The organism is Parasedimentitalea huanghaiensis, assembly GCF_009753675.1.
In the GTDB taxonomy this organism is placed as follows: domain Bacteria; phylum Pseudomonadota; class Alphaproteobacteria; order Rhodobacterales; family Rhodobacteraceae; genus Parasedimentitalea; species Parasedimentitalea huanghaiensis.
The window spans coordinates 76,829-95,590 of the sequence record NZ_WQLV01000004.1 but is presented as its reverse complement, the minus strand read 5'-3'; the positions used below and the strand labels follow the sequence as shown (position 1 = coordinate 95,590).

Here is an 18,762-nt window from a genome sequence, read left to right as displayed (position 1 = left end):
CTCAGAAGATTGTCTCTGCTAGCTTGCCAACAGAGAGCGCGCCGCTGCGCGGGCCTCCTCCGTAATCGTATCGCCAGAAACCATCCGAGCTATTTCATCAACGCGCGCATCACTGTCCAGAGGCACCACTGTGGAGAGTGTCAAATCTTTGACAACCTGCTTTTGCACCCGCCAATGATAAGCGCCTTGCGCCGCGACTTGGGGGGAATGGGTGACCACCAGAACTTGCCCGCCTTCGGCCAGCGCCGAAAGGCGGCGGCCCACTGCATCAGCGGTAGCCCCACCAACACCGCGGTCGATCTCATCAAAGATCAATGTCTGACCACTGTCATCCCCGTGCAAACACACTTTGAGCGCCAAGAGAAAACGGCTCAGTTCACCACCCGAAGCAATTTTGTTCAGCTGCCCAGCAGGTGCGCCCGGGTTCGTGGCCACAGTAAATGCTACGGCATCCCGACCTTCGGGGCCCGCTTCTGCCGTGTCAAACATCGTCTGGAACACCGCTCGTTCCATTTTGAGAGGTGCAAGTTCCGCCATCACTGCGGCATCTAGAGACCCGGCGCGTTTCTGACGTTTTGCGCTGAGTGACGTGGCGGCTACCTCGTAATCTGCCTCAGCCGCCAATAATGCGGTTTCTTGATCGGCTAGGTCCTTGTCGCCCGCGTCCAATGCCGCCAGTTTGGCCCGCAATGTGTCACCATATGCGCTCAACTCATCGGCCAGCACGTCGTGTTTGCGAGCAAGTGCGCGAATGGCAAATAACCGTTCTTCACATTCTTCCAGTTCGGATGGATTGAACTCCAGCCCGCTTAGAACACGGCCTACACCATCCTGTGCTTCGCCCAATTCCAACATGGCTCGGCTTAGCGCTGCTAGCGGCGCGTCCAGGTCAGCTGCATCGCTGCCACTGACTGATTCCAGCCAGCGTTGTGCTTCGCCCATCGCACTTTCAGCACCTTCGGTCAGGAAACCATGTGCGCGGGCAACATCGCCGCGGATACGTTCTGCTCCTTGCATCTGTCGCCGCTGCACATCCAACGCAGCATCTTCACCGGTCTGAGGGTTCAGTTGGTCCAACTCAGCAACCGCGTGGCGCAGGAATTCTTCTTCGGCTCTGACTTCATCTAGGGCGGCGCGGGTTGCACTCACCGCTTTGCGGGCCTTGGCCATCGCGGTCCAGGTTTTACGAGTGTTCGCTAACAGAGCGCCCACACCAGCAAACTCGTCCAACATTGAACGGTGGCCCTTGGGATTGAGCAAACCACGATCATCATGTTGGCCGTGCAATTCCACCAATGTGGCTGAAAGCGCCCGCAAAACCTCACCTGAACATCGCCGATCATTAACCCAGGCGGTCTTACGCCCTTCAGAGGTATTGACACGGCGTAGGATCAGTTCGCCGTCTTCACAGGGTGGCCACCCGGCTTCGGCCAACACTGAATGGGCTGCATGCCCGTCATTCAAGTAAAACTCTGCTACGACTTCGCCCTGCTTGGCGCCCTGACGCACCAATTCCGCACGCCCCCGCCAGCCTAGAACAAAGCCCAACGAATCAAGCAAGATAGACTTGCCTGCCCCGGTTTCACCAGTCAACACATTCAGGCCGGGTTTGAATCCCAGTTCGAGGTGATCGATGATCAGAATATCGCGAATATCAAGTGCGCGCAGCATAACCGCTATCCGTAAGGTGGGGACGCGGCCCCACCCTTCCTTAGAGCCATTGCCCTTTAATCGACTGACGGTAGATTTGGCTTAGCCAGTTGTTTCCACGGTCTTTCATCTTCAGCCCATTAGCCGTTAGCAATTTGTAGCTGTCTTCGTACCATTCTGTTGAACGATAGTTATGCCCCAAGATGGCACCAGCAGACTGCGCTTCAGCCGTTAAGCCCAGGGACAGATAGGCCTCTACCAGACGGTGCAGCGCTTCCGGTGTGTTACTCGTAGTTTGGAAATCTTCGACCACAACCCTGAACCGGTTGATCGCAGATGAGTAATGGCCCTTGCGCAAGTAGTAGCGGCCGATTTCCATCTCCTTACCCGCCAAGTGATCAAAGGCTAGGTCAAACTTCAAAATGGCCGAGTTGGCGTATTGACTATCAGGATAGACTTCGATCACGGTCCGCAGCGCCTGCAAGGCTTGAAACGTCAGCCCCTGATCGCGGCCAACTTCATCGATCTGGTCGTAATAACTAAGAGCCAACAGGTACTGAGCATAGGCGGCATCTTCGTCGGTCGGGTAGAAATCAATAAACCGCTGCGCAGCGCCACGGCTGTTTTCATAGTCTTTACCCTGATGATAGGTATAAGCCTGCATGATCAAAGCCCGCTGCGACCACGAAGAATAGGGATACAGTCGTTCTATTTCTGAAAAGTAGTAGGCAGCGTCGACGGTCCGGTTTCGGGACAGTTCAAACTCGCCTCGTTCAAAAATCTGTTCCGGCGTAAACGCCTCCAGATTGATTGACCGGTCTCCTTCACGGCCCTTGCCGCAGCTGACAAGAGCGGTCAGTAGAAGAACTACACCGATGGCTTTGAACCCTGCCCTGATGCCGACCATATTCGCCTAACCTCACCGTATTGACTTGCGGGTGTTCACCCCGGTTATGCAGGGTCTAGCACATTCATCTGAGGTGCAAAATGCCTTTAACCCATTTTCGCATTCACATGGCAAAGAAAGCAGCCCTCCGTCAAGTGCAGGCAGCACCTCAAGCCACGTCAGCCTTACGCAAAACAGAAAAAGAGCTCGCACCGAATGGCCGAGCTCTGCGATTCTCAACACCATAGCTGTGCTAATGTCAGGCGACGCGCGCAACTTCGGTCGGAATTTCCGACCAAATCAAACCCTGTCCGGGTAAACGCATGGCCATGGCCAAATCGCAGGTGACCTCACGCACGGCCCCTGGGGTGGCAAACAGTTCACGTAGCAAGGTGTTGGTTAGCGCATGACCTGCCCGTTCACCGACATAGTGGCCAATCAGAGGGCCGCCAGCTAGGGCCAGATCACCAAGTGCATCAAGCATTTTGTGCCGTACGGGCTCGTCCTCATGGCGAAGACCTGCACCGCTTTCGACAATCTTTCCGTCAAACACAATGGCGTTTTCGCCAGGTACACCGCCAAGTGCCAAGCCATTGGCCTGCATTGTTTCAACATCTGAGCGGCTACAGAAGGTGCGACTATCGCAAAGCTCGCGAGCAAAGGCGCCATTGCGCAGATCCAATGACTTGCTCTGTCGTCCAATGGCCTCGTCCGTGAAATCAATATGAAATTCGATCCGGGTACGATCCGATGGCATCAAGGTTGCTTTGGCGCCGTTGAGCTCGACAGTTACAGGTTTCAACACTTCGTAAGCCACGACCGGGTCTGTGAGCCGACGCAACCCCTGCTTCATGATGCCGCGTACAAAGGGGGCAGACGATCCGTCAACAATCGGGACCTCTGGGCCGTCAAGCTCCACCAACGCATTATGGACACCACATCCCGCCAGCGCAGCCATGATATGTTCGACAGTTGAAACAACCACTCCGGCTTCGTTGACCAGACGCGTACATAGGGCTGTGCGCTCAACCATATCCCATCGTGCAGGAATGACAGTATTGCCCAATTCGATATCAGTGCGCTGAAAGCTGATGCCATGTCCTGCTGGCGCAGGATGTAGAATCATTTTCACGGGTAAACCTGAATGCAGGCCGACGCCGTCAAATGTCACCGATGTCTTGAGCGTATTTTGCACTCTGTGCCTCGTAGCATCATGTCCAGCCTCACGAGCTGTGTTGAGCAAGAGTTAAAGTGTCCAAGAAAAAGCCACAACTCAATCTTTGTAACGGATTGAAACATCACTGTAACAGATCGGCAGAACATCGCTTAACACCTGTTAACACATTGGATTCAAACGGAAAGGGGCCGCTAGAAAGCGGCCCCAATACAGTGACAAGTGACTGATATAGCTTAACAGTTAGCTGTATCAGTTGGCCTGACGGCGCAAGAATGCTGGAATTTCAATCCGTTCTTGCTCAGGATTAACAGCTTGCTGCGGTGCCGGAGCCTGCTGGACAGCGGGTTGCTGAACGGCTGGCTGCTGACGTGGCTGGGTGGCAGCTGGTGTGTCACCCGCTTGGCCGGTCATCCGGTGAATCAATGAATTCAGACCAAACCCAGCGCGTTGCTTGGCAGGATTTTCGCCTGTATCACCGGTTGCCGCAGGTGCGGAAACCCGTTGGGCGGCTGCCTGCAAACGTACGATGGCTTCTGGTGATGGTGTCCCTGGCGCTGGAGCTTTCGGAGCGACAAAGCTTTCAGCCGCTGCCTCGGCAACCTCAGCCTGTGGCTGGAATTCAGCGACCTGTGGCTGATATGCAGGCATTGGAAGTCCATCTTGGGTCGCCAATTCAGGTTCTTCAAAGACTTCTTCAGGTTGCTCCTGAACAGCCGCAGCTTCACCTTCCAACCCCTCGAACAATGAAGGTTCTGAGGCGGCAACCGCTGGCACTTCGACAGGTGTATTCAGCTCAAGTGGAGCAGGACGCTGTTCTTCTGCGCTCACAGTTTGCTTCAGTGGAGCGGACATGGGACGACGTGGAACTGGCGCATCATGGCGCACTTCAACTGCGTCGATACCAGTAGCAACAACGGAAACCCGCATTTTGCCTTCCATAGCCGTATCCAATGTCGAACCGACGATGATATTGGCCTCTGGGTCCACCTCTTCGCGAATGCGGTTGGCGGCTTCATCCAGCTCAAACAATGTCAGGTCATGCGCACCGGTGATGTTGATCAGCACACCTTTGGCACCACGCAGGCTGATTTCGTCCAACAGCGGGTTGGCAATGGCTTTTTCGGCGGCTTCAACGGCGCGTGTTTCGCCATCTGCTTCACCTGTGCCCATCATCGCTTTGCCCATTTCGTCCATTACGGCGCGAACATCAGCAAAGTCGAGGTTGATCAGGCCTGGACGAACCATCAGGTCAGTCACACCTTTGACACCCTGATACAGAACATCGTCTGCCATCGAGAAGGCTTCGGTGAATGTGGTTTTCTCATTGGCCAACCGGAACAGGTTCTGGTTGGGGATGATGATCAGAGTATCGACGACCTTTTGCAAGGCTTCGACGCCCTCTTCGGCCTGGCGCATCCGCTTGGCGCCTTCGAATTGGAATGGCTTGGTGACAACTCCAACGGTCAGAACACCCAGCTCACGGGCGGCCTGTGCGATGATCGGGGCTGCACCTGTACCAGTGCCGCCACCCATACCAGCAGTGATAAAGCACATGTGTGCGCCTGCCAGATGATCAACAATTTGTTCGATGCTTTCTTCGGCAGCGGCAGATCCAACCGAGGGACGCGCACCGGCGCCCAGACCTTCGGTTACTTTCACGCCCAGCTGAACCCGGCTTTTGGAGGAACTTTGTTGGAGCGCCTGCGCATCAGTGTTAGCCACCACAAAATCGACGCCATCCAGCTCTTTTTCGATCATGTTGTTGACTGCATTGCCGCCGGCGCCACCTACGCCGAATACGGTGATCCGTGGCTTTAGCTCTTCCTGCCCGGGCATTGAAAGGTTCAATGTCATGCTCTGTCCGCCTGTATTATGCACCTCTATCCGAGGCATTATTATTGTCTGTCCATCTTGACTCTACCGCGTGATCTGCCTTGCGTCACCAAAAAAACGCCCACTTCCCCACAAAATATGGCCACAATTGCCTTTTGGTCCGCGATATTTCGCCGACTGTGACATATTTCGCGATTTTTCAGAAGACACACACAAGCACACATATTGACCCCGCAAATAGCAGAATCACTAAAAACTGGCACTCGTTCATTTACGTGCAAACCACTGCTCGGCCTGCGGGATCCGCCGCTTTGTGCGGCTGGTTAATAGCTACCTAACGTTTCTTTCACTTTTTGTCACCCGACATTCCGTCGCAGTTGGACGGAATTATCAGGCTGACCATCTCTTACCAGTTGTCCTTGAACCAACGAACCGCACGCCGAATCGATCCGCCCGACTGGCGATCATTTGGCATATCGAAATCCCACCATTCATCTTGAGGGTTGGCGGCAAACAAGCTTAGCCCAACCGCACTAGAAAACCCCGGTCCAGTGGCCGATTGTGGCAGCCCGTGAACCCGAAGAGGTCGACCCAAACGCACCTGTTGACCCAGAATACGACTAGCCAAACCATCCAGCCCCATAATTTGGCTAGAACCGCCAGTTAGAACGATCTGCTGACTAGGGAGCTGGTCAAATCCGGCGGCATCTAAACGCGCGCGTACTTCTTCCAGTATTTCTTCGACCCGAGGACGCATGATACCAATAAGTTCAGCGCGCGACACAGTGCGACGGTCATGCTCCCAATCACCAGTATCACCGCCAATGTCGATCATATCCCGGTCATCTGCGCCAGTTGCGTGAACGCCACCACAGAAGGTCTTGATCCGTTCAGCCGCAGCCGTTGGGACACCCAAACCCATAGAAATGTCACTGGTGACGTGATCGCCACCCATGCGCACGGCATCGGTGTAAATCATGTGTTTCTTCATGAAAACCGACACCGAAGTCGATCCGCCGCCCATATCGACGCAGGCTGCACCCAATTCCTGTTCGTCTTCTACCAGTGCTGATATTCCCGATGCATAGGCCGAGCTGGCGATTCCAGCCAGCTCCAGATCGCATCGTTTTATACATCGCACCAGGTTCTGAACTGCAGCCGCATCTACTGTCAGCATATGCATATCAACTGCCAATGACTGGCCAAGCTGACCGCGGGGATCACTCAGCCCAGACCGGTTGTCGAGCGCAAAGTTCACGGGTTGTGCATGTAGCACTTCACGACCCTGACCATATTCCGGCACATCGCAGGCCGCCAATACCCGGGCGACTTCATTTTCAGTGACCACCTGCCCTTGCAAATCTACCTGCGCATCCAAACCGTAAGACCTGGGATTGGCACCTGAAAAACAAGCGATTACGTGGTCGACCCGAACTTCGGCCATCTTTTGTGCCGCTTGTACTGCTGTACGAATGGCACGCTCAGTTTCCTGCATGGCCGTAATTTCGCCAAACTGCACACCGCGCGACCGCGTAGTCGCTGCGCCAATAACCCTGAACCCGGACTGACCAGCGAGCGATCCAATGGAGTTGTCTTCGCTCAAGCGGCTGCTGCCATCAAAGCGCAAGACCAGACATGCGATTTTGGAGCTGCCGACGTCCAGCACGGCAACTACGCCACGTTGCATAGATTGACGACGCATCTGCCGCATGGCCCGCTGTGATTGATAAAGATCCGTCATGCCGACTATCCGCCCTCGTTCATCTGTCTGATCCGCCACCATTCCTGCACGGCGGTATTGTTCATTCTTACAGTCGCGCGCGCTGCAAGCCGCATATCCACCGCAGCAATGTCCCGCTCAAGCAAATCACGCACTTCGCTCACGGCAATCACGCGCTCAAGCGCAGAAGCCGGGTTCTTAGCAGGCAGCATAATACGCTGACCGCGATCTAACACGACGTCCCAGCGCCGCTCGCCAACGCGAACCAATCCCCGCAGACGCTGCCCCAATGGCCGCGCTACAGAATAGAGTTGCATAGCCTCTTCCACATGGGCATCTGCGCCATTGCCAGCTATGAGTGGCAAGCCTGAATGCAGTGACCGATGACCCAACTCAGCCACATGAGCGCCTGTTTCATCCAGTAAGGCCAGGCCCTGATGGCTGCGCCAAACTAGGGCTGGCTCGCGCTCAATCACGTCGACCTGCAGCACTCCACCGGACCGGATCCGCACGGTTGCGGACTTCACGGGATCCAATGTAACAATTACGTCGCGTATCAGGTCTACATCTAAGTCAAATGAGCTGACCGGGAACCGCAGCGAGGCAACTTCGCGAATATCGTCCGCCAAATCACCACCAGCACCATCAATCGCAATCATATTGACCATGAATTCCGGCCGGTTGCGGATCGTTTGGCGCATCTCAGCGACAAAACTTCTGAGAGCGTCGCGGCGTACTTCATTGGCCATGTAGGCGCTACCCAGTACAGCTACCAAACAAAAAGGAACGCCAATTCGTAGCCCCAACCGAATTCCCGGCGTCAACATCCAGCGCTGCATCCGGTACTTCAACTTTGAAGGGGCGGGATCTTGCTTAATTTCCGCAGTCTTACGGCGCCAAAAAATCAACGATCGCATGTCGCATCCTCCACCATCCAACGGCACAGCGCGCCAAAACTCATACCACAATGCGCGGCTTGTTCGGGGCTCAGAGAAGTGGGTGTCATGCCTGGCTGGGTGTTGGTCTCGAGCAGGATCAACCCGGAAGCGCCGCGGTTTTCATCCCAGCGAAAGTCGGTGCGGCTGACGCCACGACAGCCAAGCGCCCGATGTGCTCGCAGCGCGTAATCGAGACACAGGTCGAAAATCTCCTGCGGCAGATCTGCCGGTAACACATGGCGCGAGCCGCCGGGTTGGTACTTGGCGTCATAATCGTACCAGCCATCTGTCAGTATATCGGTTACAGTCAGTGCACCTGGGTCGGCATCACCTGCCCCCACTACAGTTGCCGTAAGTTCACGACCAGGCGCAAATGTCTCAGCCATGACCAGATCCGGCATATCGTCTGCCAACTGTGGCGGTCCGTTTGCAACTTCGTGAACCAAGTAGATCCCTACACTGGAGCCTTCGTTGTTTGGCTTGATCACATAGGGAGGCGCCATCACATGGGCAGCCATCACCGACGCTTTATCGACCAGTTGGCTTTCAACCACCGGCAAACCAGCAGCGCGAAACACTTCTTTGCTACGTTGCTTGTCCATCGCCAATGCCGAGGCCAATACTCCGGAGTGCGTATAAGGCAAGCCCAGCCATTCAAGGACCCCCTGTACACAGCCATCTTCGCCCCAGCGTCCGTGCAGGGCGTTAAAAACCACGTCCGGATTGATGTCTTGCAAACGCGCAGCAAGGTCAGGACCGGCGTCCACCTCTACCACTTCATACCCTTCACCCCGCAGTGCGGTGACGCATTCACGCCCACTGGATAAGGAAACCTCGCGCTCAGCCGAGGGCCCACCCATCAATACCGCCACTTTCCGGAGTGTCCCGCTCGACTTACCCACGTCAAATGCCTCAATATACACAGGGCTTTGCGCCCCTTTGGTTATTAGAACCCTTAAGGGTCCGTTTTTTAAGGCGATTGTTCGCCCTTGTTATTTTTTAGCGTTTCCGCCAGCTGTCCCAGAAGCCATCCAGCCCCTATGCCATCATACCAACAAAGATATTACCGACCTATTAACGGTAGGTTTACCATGTTTACCAATGACCTGTTTTCTAGAATACCAACCCCTAAGGGGTTCCTGTTTGGCATCAACTTAAGTGTCTACAGGGCATAAGTTTTCTGATTATTCTGGCTGCGGCTCACCGATCCGCATGATTTCCCACATTAGCGTTATCCCGCTTGATGCGTAAACCTTTTTTCGCACCTCTTCTCCCAAACCCTCGAGATCTGCGGCAGTTGCGCCACCCTTGTTGATCAAAAAATTGGAGTGTTTCTCACTCATCTGCGCTCCACCCCGCGTAGCGCCGCGCATTCCTGCGTCATCAATCACTTTCCAGGCCTTCAAATCGTGAACATCATCCGACTTACCAGTGGATGAAAAACCTGCAGGGTTTCGAAAAGTTGATCCAGCGCTGCGGTCCTTGGTCGGCTGTGTTTTGTCGCGTGTTTCCAGTTGCTGCTTCATCCGCTCATGTAAATCAGCGACATCCCCCGTCCTGGCACGCAGTGTTGCGGAGGCAAGCACAGCTCCTTCACGCAATTGGGTTTGCCGGTACTGAAAACTCAGGTCATCCGCTGAAACTTCACAGATTTCGCCGTCGCGGGTCACCATCGTTGCAGATACAAATACATCCGCCATATAGCTGCCATAACAGCCTGCATTCATCCGCACCGCACCACCGATCGACCCTGGAATAGTGCGCAAAAATGTGAGGTCCAGCCCAGCGTCCGCAGCTTTACGTGCGACGTGAGCATCCAATGCTGCTGCACCTGCAGTCACAAGATCCCCATCTACCACGATACTGTTAAAGCCACGTCCCAACCGGATCACCACGGCCCGAATCCCACCATCACGTACGATCAGGTTAGATCCGACTCCCATAGGAAACACTGGTACCGTCGGATCCAGCTGTTTTAGAAATAGCGCCAGATCCTCAATATCTGCAGGTTGGAACAAATAGTCAGCCGCCCCCCCAACGCGCAGCCAAGTCAATTCTGACAGGTTGCGGTTTGGGGTCAAACGCCCTCGGATACCGTCCATGTTCATGTCACCCGCCCCTTGATGTAGTTCTTTGCGCATATAGCCCCGAAGACTGGAACATAACAACGCCACTTATCCATTGGTCTGTACCGGCTGAGTTATCAGGTATTTCGTTTTGTTTGCCATCGCAGATGCATCCAGCCTGTAAGCCCACCCAAGATCAAACCAGCACCAAATGGCATCACGGCAATCAGGGCAAAAATCGCCAGGGTCAGTCCATCCCACCCCTCCAGTGTGCCAACATACCAGTGGATCGCCGCATACAGCCCCCCGGCCAGCACTAAGAGAACAAGGAGCACGCTATACAAGCGCCGCAATGACAGCATATGAGCCAGAACTGACGCGCCAAGCCCTACGAGAATCAAGACGAGCATTTCCATCGCTGCCCCTACCCGCGTCGCATCTGCCTGCGAAGCCAACGACCCAGGTAGATCACCGGCCAACGCAACACCGACATACCCGCCAGCAGAACCGCTAGCCCCCACCATGGACCGTTTTCATAGGTGACATAGCCTAGCAAGGGAATTCCCAGCGCAGTTAACACATAGGCACGGCGCCAAAGATTATCGCGGCTTGGGATCATCGCCAGCACATTCGCCGCCAATGCCCAGATAGCAGCCAAAATCAACGACAGAGTCATTGAGGTACCCCTCTCAATCGACGCCAATAATAAACCAACGGCTTGCGAAACATCGAAAGGCATGCCGCCGCACCACCCAAAGCAGTTAGCCATCCATGTTGCAGACCCAGAGCAATAATGATCGCGGGTGCGGCAGTTAATAGGATGGTCCCCGGCACAATCTGCCAACGCATCGGCAAAAAAGCCACCGCCGTGGCGAGCAACGCCCAGATCATAGCGAAGCTGACAGAACTGCTGAGCCCAGCCAATGCCATGTTTTACTCCTGAAGTCGTGTTGGCAGGCCATTTGCCCAAGCGCTGATCGTACCCGCACCTAAGCAGACAACCATATCACCGGGTTGGGCCTGCTCACGCACCAGCCGCTCCAGATCGTCTTCGTCGATCAGTACCCGCGCGTGGCGATGTCCGTGGCGGATCAGCCCGGCTACCAGATCATCACGACCGGCACCTTCAATCGGATCTTCGCCAGCAGCAAAGACCTCAGAAATCGCAACCACGTCTGCCTCGTTAAAGCATGCACAAAAATCGTCGAACAGGCTGGCCAGGCGGGAATAACGATGCGGTTGGTGCACTGCAATCACCCGACCCTCGCAGGCTTGGCGCGCAGCTTTGAGCACGGCTGATATCTCAACCGGGTGGTGACCATAGTCATCGATAATCGTTACGCCATCAACCTCTCCGACCTTGGTAAAGCGACGGTTGACGCCACCAAAATTGGCTAGCGCCTCGCGAATTTCATCGCCGCCCATGCCGAGATGCCGTGCCACGGCCACTGCCGCTAAAGCATTTGACACATTGTGGTCACCCGGCATTGGAAGCGAACAGCCTTCGATCACCACATCTTCAGTCTGCAGGTGGATGTCAAAATGCGCAACCCCAGCCTTATAAGTCAGATTACTGGCCCGAACATCGGCTTGCGCATTGAAGCCATAAGTCACAACACGGCGGTCGGTGATCCGGCCGACCAAAGCCTGCACTTCGGAATGGTCGGTATTGCATACGGCGACGCCGTAAAACGGGATGTTACTGACGAAGTCATAGAACCCATCACGCAGCGTATCAAAATCCCCCCAATGCTCCATGTGCTCAGGGTCGATATTGGTGACAACGGCGATAGTTGCGGGAAGACGGTTAAAGGTTCCGTCGCTCTCGTCAGCTTCGACCACCATCCATTCGCCAGCACCCACGCGCGCATTACTGCCATAGGCGTGAATGATGCCGCCATTAACTACGGTCGGATCGAATTTACCGGCCACCATCAGTTCCGCCATCATAGTTGTGGTGGTGGTTTTGCCATGTGTCCCAGCAATCGCAATGTTGGATTTCAACCGCATCAGCTCAGCCAGCATTTCGGCACGTCGCACCACAGGCAGGCCGCGACGGCGCGCTTCATCGAGTTCCGGATTGCCCGGTTTGATCGCCGAGGAGATCACCACAACCGCCGCTTCTGCCAAATTCTCAGCCTGCTGGCCAATAAACACATGCGCACCTAGGCGCGCCAATCGATCGGTAAGCTTGGAGGACTTCAAGTCCGAGCCCTGCACCACGTAACCTTGATTTAAGAGAACCTCGGCAATGCCCGACATGCCAATACCGCCAATGCCGACAAAATGGATTGGACCAACGTCACCGGGAAGCTTGGTTGTGGGAGTCATGATTTATCCTTTTCCGCCAACTTTTCGACCAAAGCCACCAAACGTTCGGTGGCGTCGGGAACGCCGACGCTTAATGCTGCAGCCGACATTTGCAACGCTGCAGTGGGGTTGCTCAAAATGGATGTAATTTGCTCGGTCAGAGATTGTATATCAAGCTTGCTTTCTGGGATCACAATCGCACCCCCAGCATCGATCAATCCACGAGCATTCGCTGTTTGGTGATCCCCCACAGCGGCTGCAAACGGGATCAGCACAGAAGGACGTCCAATCACTGAAATGTCCGCCAAAGAAGACGCCCCTGCACGCGAAATCACCAGCTGTGCTTCGCTCATCAGAGTTGGCACATCATGGAAGAAAGGCTGTACATCAGCATCAATGCCATGTTCGGCATAGAACGCTGTTACGCGCTCGCCGTCTTCATTCCGCGCCTGGTGTGACACGCGAAGATGCTGACGAATGTTTTCCGGTAGAGCTGAGATTGCGCCTGGCACGACATCGCTCAGAACTCGGGCTCCTTGACTGCCTCCCATCACCAGGATCGACATCGGATAATCCCCTGGCGGAATATAGGCGGCACCTGCCCGTTCCAGGACGGCGCCGCGCACAGGGTTCCCAACATGTTCACCCAGTACGTCGTCGGGCAGGTCTGTTGGCCAAACACCGCAGGCAACACCCGCAACACGCTTTGCAAACAGCTTATTCACCCGCCCCAAGACACCGTTTTGTTCGTGGATCATGCGCGGCAACCCCATGAGTGTCGCCGCCCCCAGCGCTGGAATCGAAGGATAGCCACCAAAGCCAATCACTGCGTCGGGCCGATCACGCCGCATTTGCATCACCATGCTCAGCACACCGCCGACAATCTTTGGGCCGACCATAGCTTTGGCCAGCACCCCTCCACGGGCAAACGTTGCCGAAGAGACTTCCGTTATTTCTGTGGTGTGCGGAAAGCCGCCTGTGTACCGTGCGCCACGCGCATCGGTTGACAGTTTGACCCGCCAGCCCCGCTTCAGCATCGCTTCCGCCAGGGCTTGTGCCGGGAACATATGCCCACCGGTTCCACCCGCTGCCATCAATAGCAGTTTCTGTCCCATCCGCCCCAGTATTCCCTAAATATTAGCCGCGTTCGTGTCCACGCAGCAGATCTGCAATTCCGCCCTGCGGACGCGAGCGGGTAAACGCGAGTAACATGCCCACTGCGATGCCGCCTGCAATCAGTGAAGAGCCGCCATAGCTGACAAACGGCAGCGTCATGCCCTTGGCTGGCAGCAACCGCACCGCTACACCCATGTTGATCATCGCCTGAACACCAAACATGCAAACCAGCCCGGTACCCGCCAATCGAATAAAGGTATCACGTTCGCGCATCAGCCGAAACAGCGAGCGCACAACAATAGTTGTATATAGCGATATCAGGATCAGCACCAAAACCAGCCCGTACTCCTCAGCTGCCACAGCAACAATAAAATCAGTATGCGCATCGGGAAGTGACCATTTCACCTGCCCCTCACCCACGCCAACACCAAACAACCCACCTTCGCGGATTGCATCAGCGGCATAGCCCAGCTGGGTTGTTGGATCGACATCGGGGTTCAAAAAGCCATCAATACGACGGGCAAAGTGTTCGGAATTGGCGTAGGCAAACATACCACCCAACACGACAACTGCCGCCATTGCCACCAGCAGCACCATCGGCGCGCCAGCTACAAAATACATAACACCCCAGCCAAACAGCACCAGACAGGCCTGACCAAAATCCGGCTGCATCGCCAGCATCAGGACCACCGTGACGCACAGGCCAAAGGACCACAACTTGCCTGGAGGGCCGTTGATATGCTGGCTGGCGGCAATCATCCAAGCCGCCACGACGACAAACCCGGGTTTTAGAAATTCAGATGGCTGCACCGACGCGAAGCCAAGGCTATACCAACGTACGGCGCCTTTGCCAAAATCGGTACCAAACACCGGCAGCATCGCCAGCGCCACAAAGGCACAGGCAAATCCAATAACTGCTAATCTGCGCACCAGAGTTGGCGACATCATCGACGTCATCACCATAGCTACTAGCGCAGCTGAGCCAAACACAGCCTGGCGCTGCACATAGTGGAAATTGTCAAAGCCGTTGCGCTCGGCGAGTGGAACCGAGGCTGCTAGCCCCAACAGCAGGCCAACAACAAACAGACCCAGAACACAGGACAGTGTCCATTTGTCCACAGTCCGCCACCATTTGGGAAGAGTCGGTTCACCCACATGCGTAGGAACCGCGCCATAGACCATCTCAGTCATGGGAATACCGCCAATCTGTGCCTCATCATCGCCCCGTTTTCGGGGTCTATCTTTCTCTCATACTCTGAAATGGCGAATCAGACCAGCCTCTTCCTCTTGCTTTTGGCGGGAATCCGCGCCATGGGCTGGCGATGTTGTATCAAACCCTCATACTTGGCGCCGGCGCAGCTGGCATGATGTGCGCTCGCTATTCAGGCCCTAGCACGCTTGTGATCGACCACGCCCGCAACCCAGGCGAGAAAATTCGCATTTCGGGTGGTGGTCGCTGCAATTTCACCAATATGTACGCCGAGGCCAAAAACTTCCTGTCCGCCAATCCGCACTTCTGCAAATCCGCACTTGCGCGGTACACGCAATGGGATTTCATCGAGTTGATGGATCAACACGGCATTGCCTGGCATGAGAAAACCCTTGGCCAATTGTTCTGCGATGGGTCGGCCAAACAGGTCGTGGCCATGTTAGCCGGTGAACTGCAACGCTCGGGGGCCGAGATGTGGCTGCAGACCTCGGTAATCTCGGTTACGCGCGTTGAGCAAGGATTTTCTGTCGCTCTGGATCGCGACGGCACACCGCAGACTGTGACCTGCCGCAATCTGGTACTGGCAACGGGCGGCAAGTCCATTCCCAAAATGGGTTCAACCGGTCTGGCCTATGACATCGCCCGGAAATTTGAGGTGCCCGTCATCGATACCCGCGCAGGGCTGGTGCCCTTCACCTTCGCTGAAGACCGCTTCAAACAGCTGGCAGGGATCGCCCTGCCCTCGCGGCTATCCAATGCGCGAACCTCGTTCGACGAAGCACTGCTGTTCACCCATCGCGGATTGTCCGGGCCAGCGGTGCTGCAGCTGTCATCTTACTGGCGTGAAGGTGAAACGATCAACGTCAACCTGATCCCGGAACTGCCGCTGTATGAATTGTTGCGCGACCAACGCCAGGCCGAAGGCCGCCGAGATCTGACCACTGAAATGGCGCGTTTACTACCCGGGCGCCTTGTCGACCACTTAGCAAAAGAGCTGGATCTTCGGGGACGTCTTGCGGATCAATCCGACGCCGCCCTGCAAAACCTCTGCAACCAGTTGTCAAACTGGCAACTTACCCCGTCGGGGACCGAGGGCTATCGCACCGCCGAGGTCACATTGGGAGGAATCGACACAAACGCACTATCTTCCAAAACTATGGAAGCCAAATCCGTGCCTGGCCTTTATGCCATCGGCGAGGCCGTGGATGTGACCGGCTGGTTGGGGGGATTCAATTTTCAGTGGGCCTGGTCATCAGGTCATGCGGCGGGCACGGCCATCGCCGACAGCTGCTAACCCCCAGGCCAATTGCGTTAGTCCAACCGCGCCATCACTTCGGCAATGAAATCCTCACCGCGTTTTTCGAAACTGTCATACTGGTCAAAACTTGCCGCAGCGGGGGCTAACAACACCGTCTCGCCGTTTTGCGCGTCCCCCATTGCCCGCTCCACTGCCTCGGACATTAAGCCACAGACATCTGTTTCGACATCCAGTTGCAGCGCGAAGTTCGCCGCTTCACGGCCAATAACATAGGCCTTGATCACTGAGCCAGTTGACCCTTTCAGTGCTTCCAGTCCTCCATCTTTTTCCAATCCTCCGCAGATCCAGCGGATCTTTTTGAACGCGCTTAGCGCCTTGGCCGCGCTATCCACGTTTGTGGCCTTGCTGTCATTCACATAACGTACGCCATCCTGATCGGCGATGATCTGGCTGCGATGTGGCAGGCCGGGATAGGTTTCCAGTGCGCCTTCAATCATCCGAGGCGCCAGACCCAACGTGCGCGCGGCGGCATAGGCGGCGCAGGCGTTCTGGTGGTTATGCGCACCGGGAAGGCCAGTCATAGCGCGCAGATCAATTGATCCAGCCTGACGGCCCTTGCGATACTCAGACAAGAACCCTTTGCGGGCAAAGACATTCCAACCGACGCCACCTAGCTTGTGGCCCGAGGACACCCGGATCACCCGGTCATCCGCTGCCCCCATGGACATTTGGCCAGCAAGAAACACGCCCTCGTCCTCGTCCACACCAATCACAGCACGATCTGGGCCACCCTCGGCGAACAGGCGTCGTTTGGCAGCGAAGTAGCCACCTAAACCACCGTGGCGATCTAGATGATCGGGACTGAGATTGGTGAACACCGCCACATCCGGCGTCAGCGACCGGGCCAGCTCGGTCTGGTAACTGGACAGCTCCAGAACCACAACGCCGCCCTCTCCGGGAGGGTCAATATCCAGCACGCCGCGACCAATATTGCCGGCCATCTGCACCTCTTTGCCCGCACTTTCCAAGATGTGGTGCAGCAGCGCGACGGTGGTGGATTTGCCGTTCGAACCGGTCACCGCCACCACCCGTGGCAGGGTTTCAAAATTGTCCCACTGAGGCGTGGCTATTGAGCGAAAGAAGAGACCGATATCATTGTCCACCGGCACACCAGCGTCGAGTGCTGCACGCACCACCGGGTTGGGAGTGGGGTAGAGATGCGGAATACCGGGCGAGACGATCAGCGAGGCGACATCGTCAAACGCGCCTTGCTTGTGCAAATCACGGCAAGTAAATCCCTCGCCCTCAGCCGCTTCGCGCGCGGCTGGGTTATCGTCCCAACAGATCGGAGTGGCATCGCCAGCCCGTAGCGCCCGCGCTGTGGCCAGGCCGGATCGCCCCAGGCCCAGAACCGCCACATTGGCCCCTGAAAATCCTTGTACCGGGATCATTGGCGCGCCCTTTCTTTAACCTCAGTTTTCGGCGGCACAGTGCACTGGAGCGCCCCCGAATTGCAAGGCATCAGCAGGAGCCAGCGTCACCTGCCCCAAAACAATCGGCAGCAGGAAACCCACTTTGCAAAGTAGGCCGGAGACCCGGAGGGTTGTTGCGTTGGGCGGTTGACAGACCCGTGCAAACCTCCATGGTCAGCCTAATTGGAACAGGAGAGCAGTTTGACGTCCGGCCTTCAGGAAGCTCTGCAGCAGATTGCTGCCGATATGGCGGATCAAGGTGATCGCGGTGCAGTTGCGGATTACATTCCTCAATTGTCGGGCATTGATCCAAACCTGTTTGCTATCGCTGTGGCAACTGCCGACGGATCTCTGCACTATGCTGGTGATAGTCACACTCTGTTCTCGTTGCAAAGCATCACCAAGATGTTCACGCTCGCTATCGCTCTGGGTCGTTCAGGTGATCAGCTTTGGACGCGGGTTGGACGCGAGCCGTCAGGCAATGCGTTCAACTCCATTGTACAGCTCGAGCAGGAAAACGGTCGCCCCCGCAATCCCTTTGTCAATGCTGGCGCAATTGTCATCACAGATGAAATCTTGGCTGGGCGAGCCCCGAAAGATGCTCTGGCTGAAATTTTGCGGTTTATGCGTGCCGCCGCCGAGAGTGAGAATATTCACATCAATGGCTCTGTTGCCGCTTCAGAACAGGCACATGGACACCGCAACTTTTCGCTGGCCCATTTTCTAGCCTCGTGCGGCAATCTGAAAAACCCAGCAGAACTGACGCTGGGCACCTATTTTCACCAATGCGCCATCGAAATGAACGTTCAGCAACTGGCATTGGCGGGTCGTTTTTTGATTGGCACCGGAACCGGTCCACGACTGGTTGCTTTGCCTCGTGTCCGAAGACTAAACGCGTTGATGCTGACCTGTGGACATTACGACGGCTCAGGCGATTTTGCCTTTCGCGTCGGTCTCCCGGCTAAAAGTGGAGTGGGCGGTGGTATTCTTGCTATTGTTCCCGGCGTCGCCAGTATTGCAGTCTGGTCGCCCGGTCTGGATCACAACGGCAATTCCAAATTGGGAACGCTGGCTTTGGAGCAACTGGCAAGAGCGATGGATTGGTCTGTATTCTGATTGCAAAGCA

Annotated in this window: 17 protein-coding genes; 2 read left to right on the top strand and 15 right to left on the bottom strand. The window is 55.7% G+C overall.

Translation table 11 applies throughout. The features are described from left to right. Positions 1 to 18 precede the first annotated feature (18 nt). From recN to ftsW, 14 genes are all read right to left on the bottom strand, one after another. A complete protein-coding gene (recN, locus tag GO984_RS08090; RefSeq protein WP_157022040.1) occupies positions 19 to 1,671 on the bottom strand; it encodes a DNA repair protein RecN in 1,653 nt (550 codons plus the stop codon). A gap of 40 nt (positions 1,672 to 1,711) precedes the next feature. Beyond that, on the bottom strand, positions 1,712 to 2,557 hold the full coding sequence (locus GO984_RS08085; RefSeq protein ID WP_157022039.1) for an outer membrane protein assembly factor BamD: 846 nt from the start codon (positions 2,555 to 2,557) through the stop codon (positions 1,712 to 1,714). A 238-nt stretch (positions 2,558 to 2,795) separates the two neighbouring features. Next, positions 2,796 to 3,731, bottom strand: a complete 936-nt coding sequence (lpxC, locus tag GO984_RS08080) for a UDP-3-O-acyl-N-acetylglucosamine deacetylase (protein WP_167740271.1) — start codon at positions 3,729 to 3,731, stop codon at positions 2,796 to 2,798. Between the two features lie 231 nt (positions 3,732 to 3,962). Further along, positions 3,963 to 5,567, bottom strand: coding sequence for a cell division protein FtsZ (gene ftsZ, locus GO984_RS08075; RefSeq protein ID WP_157022037.1), 1,605 nt, complete (start codon positions 5,565 to 5,567; stop codon positions 3,963 to 3,965). Between the two features lie 385 nt (positions 5,568 to 5,952). Then, the gene (ftsA, locus tag GO984_RS08070; RefSeq protein ID WP_138161855.1) at positions 5,953 to 7,287 is read right to left on the bottom strand and encodes a cell division protein FtsA; all 1,335 of its coding nucleotides are present in this window, start codon (positions 7,285 to 7,287) and stop codon (positions 5,953 to 5,955) included. Positions 7,288 to 7,292: 5 nt separating this feature from the next. After that, the gene (locus GO984_RS08065) at positions 7,293 to 8,183 is read right to left on the bottom strand and encodes a cell division protein FtsQ/DivIB (RefSeq protein ID WP_157022036.1); all 891 of its coding nucleotides are present in this window, start codon (positions 8,181 to 8,183) and stop codon (positions 7,293 to 7,295) included. Further along, the gene (locus GO984_RS08060) at positions 8,171 to 9,106 is read right to left on the bottom strand and encodes a D-alanine--D-alanine ligase (RefSeq protein ID WP_167740270.1); all 936 of its coding nucleotides are present in this window, start codon (positions 9,104 to 9,106) and stop codon (positions 8,171 to 8,173) included. The genes GO984_RS08065 and GO984_RS08060 overlap by 13 nt, the downstream gene beginning before the upstream one ends. A 282-nt stretch (positions 9,107 to 9,388) precedes the next feature. Further along, entirely contained in the window at positions 9,389 to 10,312 is a 924-nt protein-coding gene (gene murB / locus GO984_RS08055; protein ID WP_157022217.1) for a UDP-N-acetylmuramate dehydrogenase, read from the bottom strand. Between the two features lie 95 nt (positions 10,313 to 10,407). Continuing rightward, a complete protein-coding gene (locus GO984_RS08050; RefSeq protein WP_157022034.1) occupies positions 10,408 to 10,686 on the bottom strand; it encodes a hypothetical protein in 279 nt (92 codons plus the stop codon). An 8-nt stretch (positions 10,687 to 10,694) separates the two neighbouring features. Beyond that, positions 10,695 to 10,946, bottom strand: coding sequence for a DUF2484 family protein (locus GO984_RS08045; RefSeq protein WP_138161859.1), 252 nt, complete (start codon positions 10,944 to 10,946; stop codon positions 10,695 to 10,697). After that, positions 10,943 to 11,200: a DUF2484 family protein gene (locus GO984_RS08040; RefSeq protein WP_157022033.1), complete on the bottom strand. Its 258-nt coding sequence runs from the start codon at positions 11,198 to 11,200 to the stop codon at positions 10,943 to 10,945. The genes GO984_RS08045 and GO984_RS08040 overlap by 4 nt, the downstream gene beginning before the upstream one ends. Before the next feature lie 3 nt (positions 11,201 to 11,203). Further along, positions 11,204 to 12,601, bottom strand: a complete 1,398-nt coding sequence (gene murC / locus GO984_RS08035) for a UDP-N-acetylmuramate--L-alanine ligase (RefSeq protein WP_157022032.1) — start codon at positions 12,599 to 12,601, stop codon at positions 11,204 to 11,206. Continuing rightward, positions 12,598 to 13,695, bottom strand: coding sequence for a UDP-N-acetylglucosamine--N-acetylmuramyl-(pentapeptide) pyrophosphoryl-undecaprenol N-acetylglucosamine transferase (locus GO984_RS08030; RefSeq protein WP_157022031.1), 1,098 nt, complete (start codon positions 13,693 to 13,695; stop codon positions 12,598 to 12,600). The genes murC and GO984_RS08030 overlap by 4 nt, the downstream gene beginning before the upstream one ends. Positions 13,696 to 13,717: 22 nt before the next feature. Beyond that, positions 13,718 to 14,887 (bottom strand): putative lipid II flippase FtsW, encoded by a 1,170-nt coding sequence (gene ftsW, locus GO984_RS08025; RefSeq protein WP_157022030.1) that lies wholly within the window; start codon positions 14,885 to 14,887, stop codon positions 13,718 to 13,720. A gap of 131 nt (positions 14,888 to 15,018) precedes the next feature. Between ftsW and GO984_RS08020 the strand changes: the two genes are divergently transcribed. Further along, positions 15,019 to 16,200 (top strand): BaiN/RdsA family NAD(P)/FAD-dependent oxidoreductase, encoded by a 1,182-nt coding sequence (locus GO984_RS08020; RefSeq protein WP_157022029.1) that lies wholly within the window; start codon positions 15,019 to 15,021, stop codon positions 16,198 to 16,200. A gap of 17 nt (positions 16,201 to 16,217) precedes the next feature. On the opposite strand, the gene murD is transcribed toward GO984_RS08020, so the two are convergent. Further along, positions 16,218 to 17,615 carry a UDP-N-acetylmuramoyl-L-alanine--D-glutamate ligase gene (gene murD, locus GO984_RS08015; RefSeq protein ID WP_157022028.1) on the bottom strand — a complete coding sequence of 466 codons (1,398 nt, stop codon included), beginning with the start codon at positions 17,613 to 17,615 and terminating at the stop codon, positions 16,218 to 16,220. A 222-nt stretch (positions 17,616 to 17,837) separates the two neighbouring features. Between murD and GO984_RS08010 the strand changes: the two genes are divergently transcribed. Then, on the top strand, positions 17,838 to 18,752 hold the full coding sequence (locus tag GO984_RS08010) for a glutaminase (protein ID WP_157022027.1): 915 nt from the start codon (positions 17,838 to 17,840) through the stop codon (positions 18,750 to 18,752). Positions 18,753 to 18,762: the final 10 nt, after the last annotated feature.

Bases quoted from the DNA above. Each gene is read 5' to 3' on its own strand.
- recN (WP_157022040.1), bottom strand. From the start codon at position 1,671: ATGCTGCGCGCACTTGATATTCGCGATATTCTGATCATCGATCACCTC.
- GO984_RS08085 (WP_157022039.1), bottom strand. From the start codon at position 2,557: ATGGTCGGCATCAGGGCAGGGTTCAAAGCCATCGGTGTAGTTCTTCTA.
- ftsZ (WP_157022037.1), bottom strand. From the start codon at position 5,567: ATGACATTGAACCTTTCAATGCCCGGGCAGGAAGAGCTAAAGCCACGG.
- ftsA (WP_138161855.1), bottom strand. From the start codon at position 7,287: ATGACGGATCTTTATCAATCACAGCGGGCCATGCGGCAGATGCGTCGT.
- GO984_RS08065 (WP_157022036.1), bottom strand. From the start codon at position 8,183: ATGCGATCGTTGATTTTTTGGCGCCGTAAGACTGCGGAAATTAAGCAA.
- murB (WP_157022217.1), bottom strand. From the start codon at position 10,312: ATGAACATGGACGGTATCCGAGGGCGTTTGACCCCAAACCGCAACCTG.
- GO984_RS08050 (WP_157022034.1), bottom strand. From the start codon at position 10,686: ATGGAAATGCTCGTCTTGATTCTCGTAGGGCTTGGCGCGTCAGTTCTG.
- GO984_RS08045 (WP_138161859.1), bottom strand. From the start codon at position 10,946: ATGACTCTGTCGTTGATTTTGGCTGCTATCTGGGCATTGGCGGCGAAT.
- GO984_RS08040 (WP_157022033.1), bottom strand. From the start codon at position 11,200: ATGGCATTGGCTGGGCTCAGCAGTTCTGTCAGCTTCGCTATGATCTGG.
- murC (WP_157022032.1), bottom strand. From the start codon at position 12,601: ATGACTCCCACAACCAAGCTTCCCGGTGACGTTGGTCCAATCCATTTT.
- GO984_RS08030 (WP_157022031.1), bottom strand. From the start codon at position 13,695: ATGGGACAGAAACTGCTATTGATGGCAGCGGGTGGAACCGGTGGGCAT.
- ftsW (WP_157022030.1), bottom strand. From the start codon at position 14,887: ATGACTGAGATGGTCTATGGCGCGGTTCCTACGCATGTGGGTGAACCG.
- GO984_RS08020 (WP_157022029.1), top strand. From the start codon at position 15,019: ATGTTGTATCAAACCCTCATACTTGGCGCCGGCGCAGCTGGCATGATG.
- murD (WP_157022028.1), bottom strand. From the start codon at position 17,615: ATGATCCCGGTACAAGGATTTTCAGGGGCCAATGTGGCGGTTCTGGGC.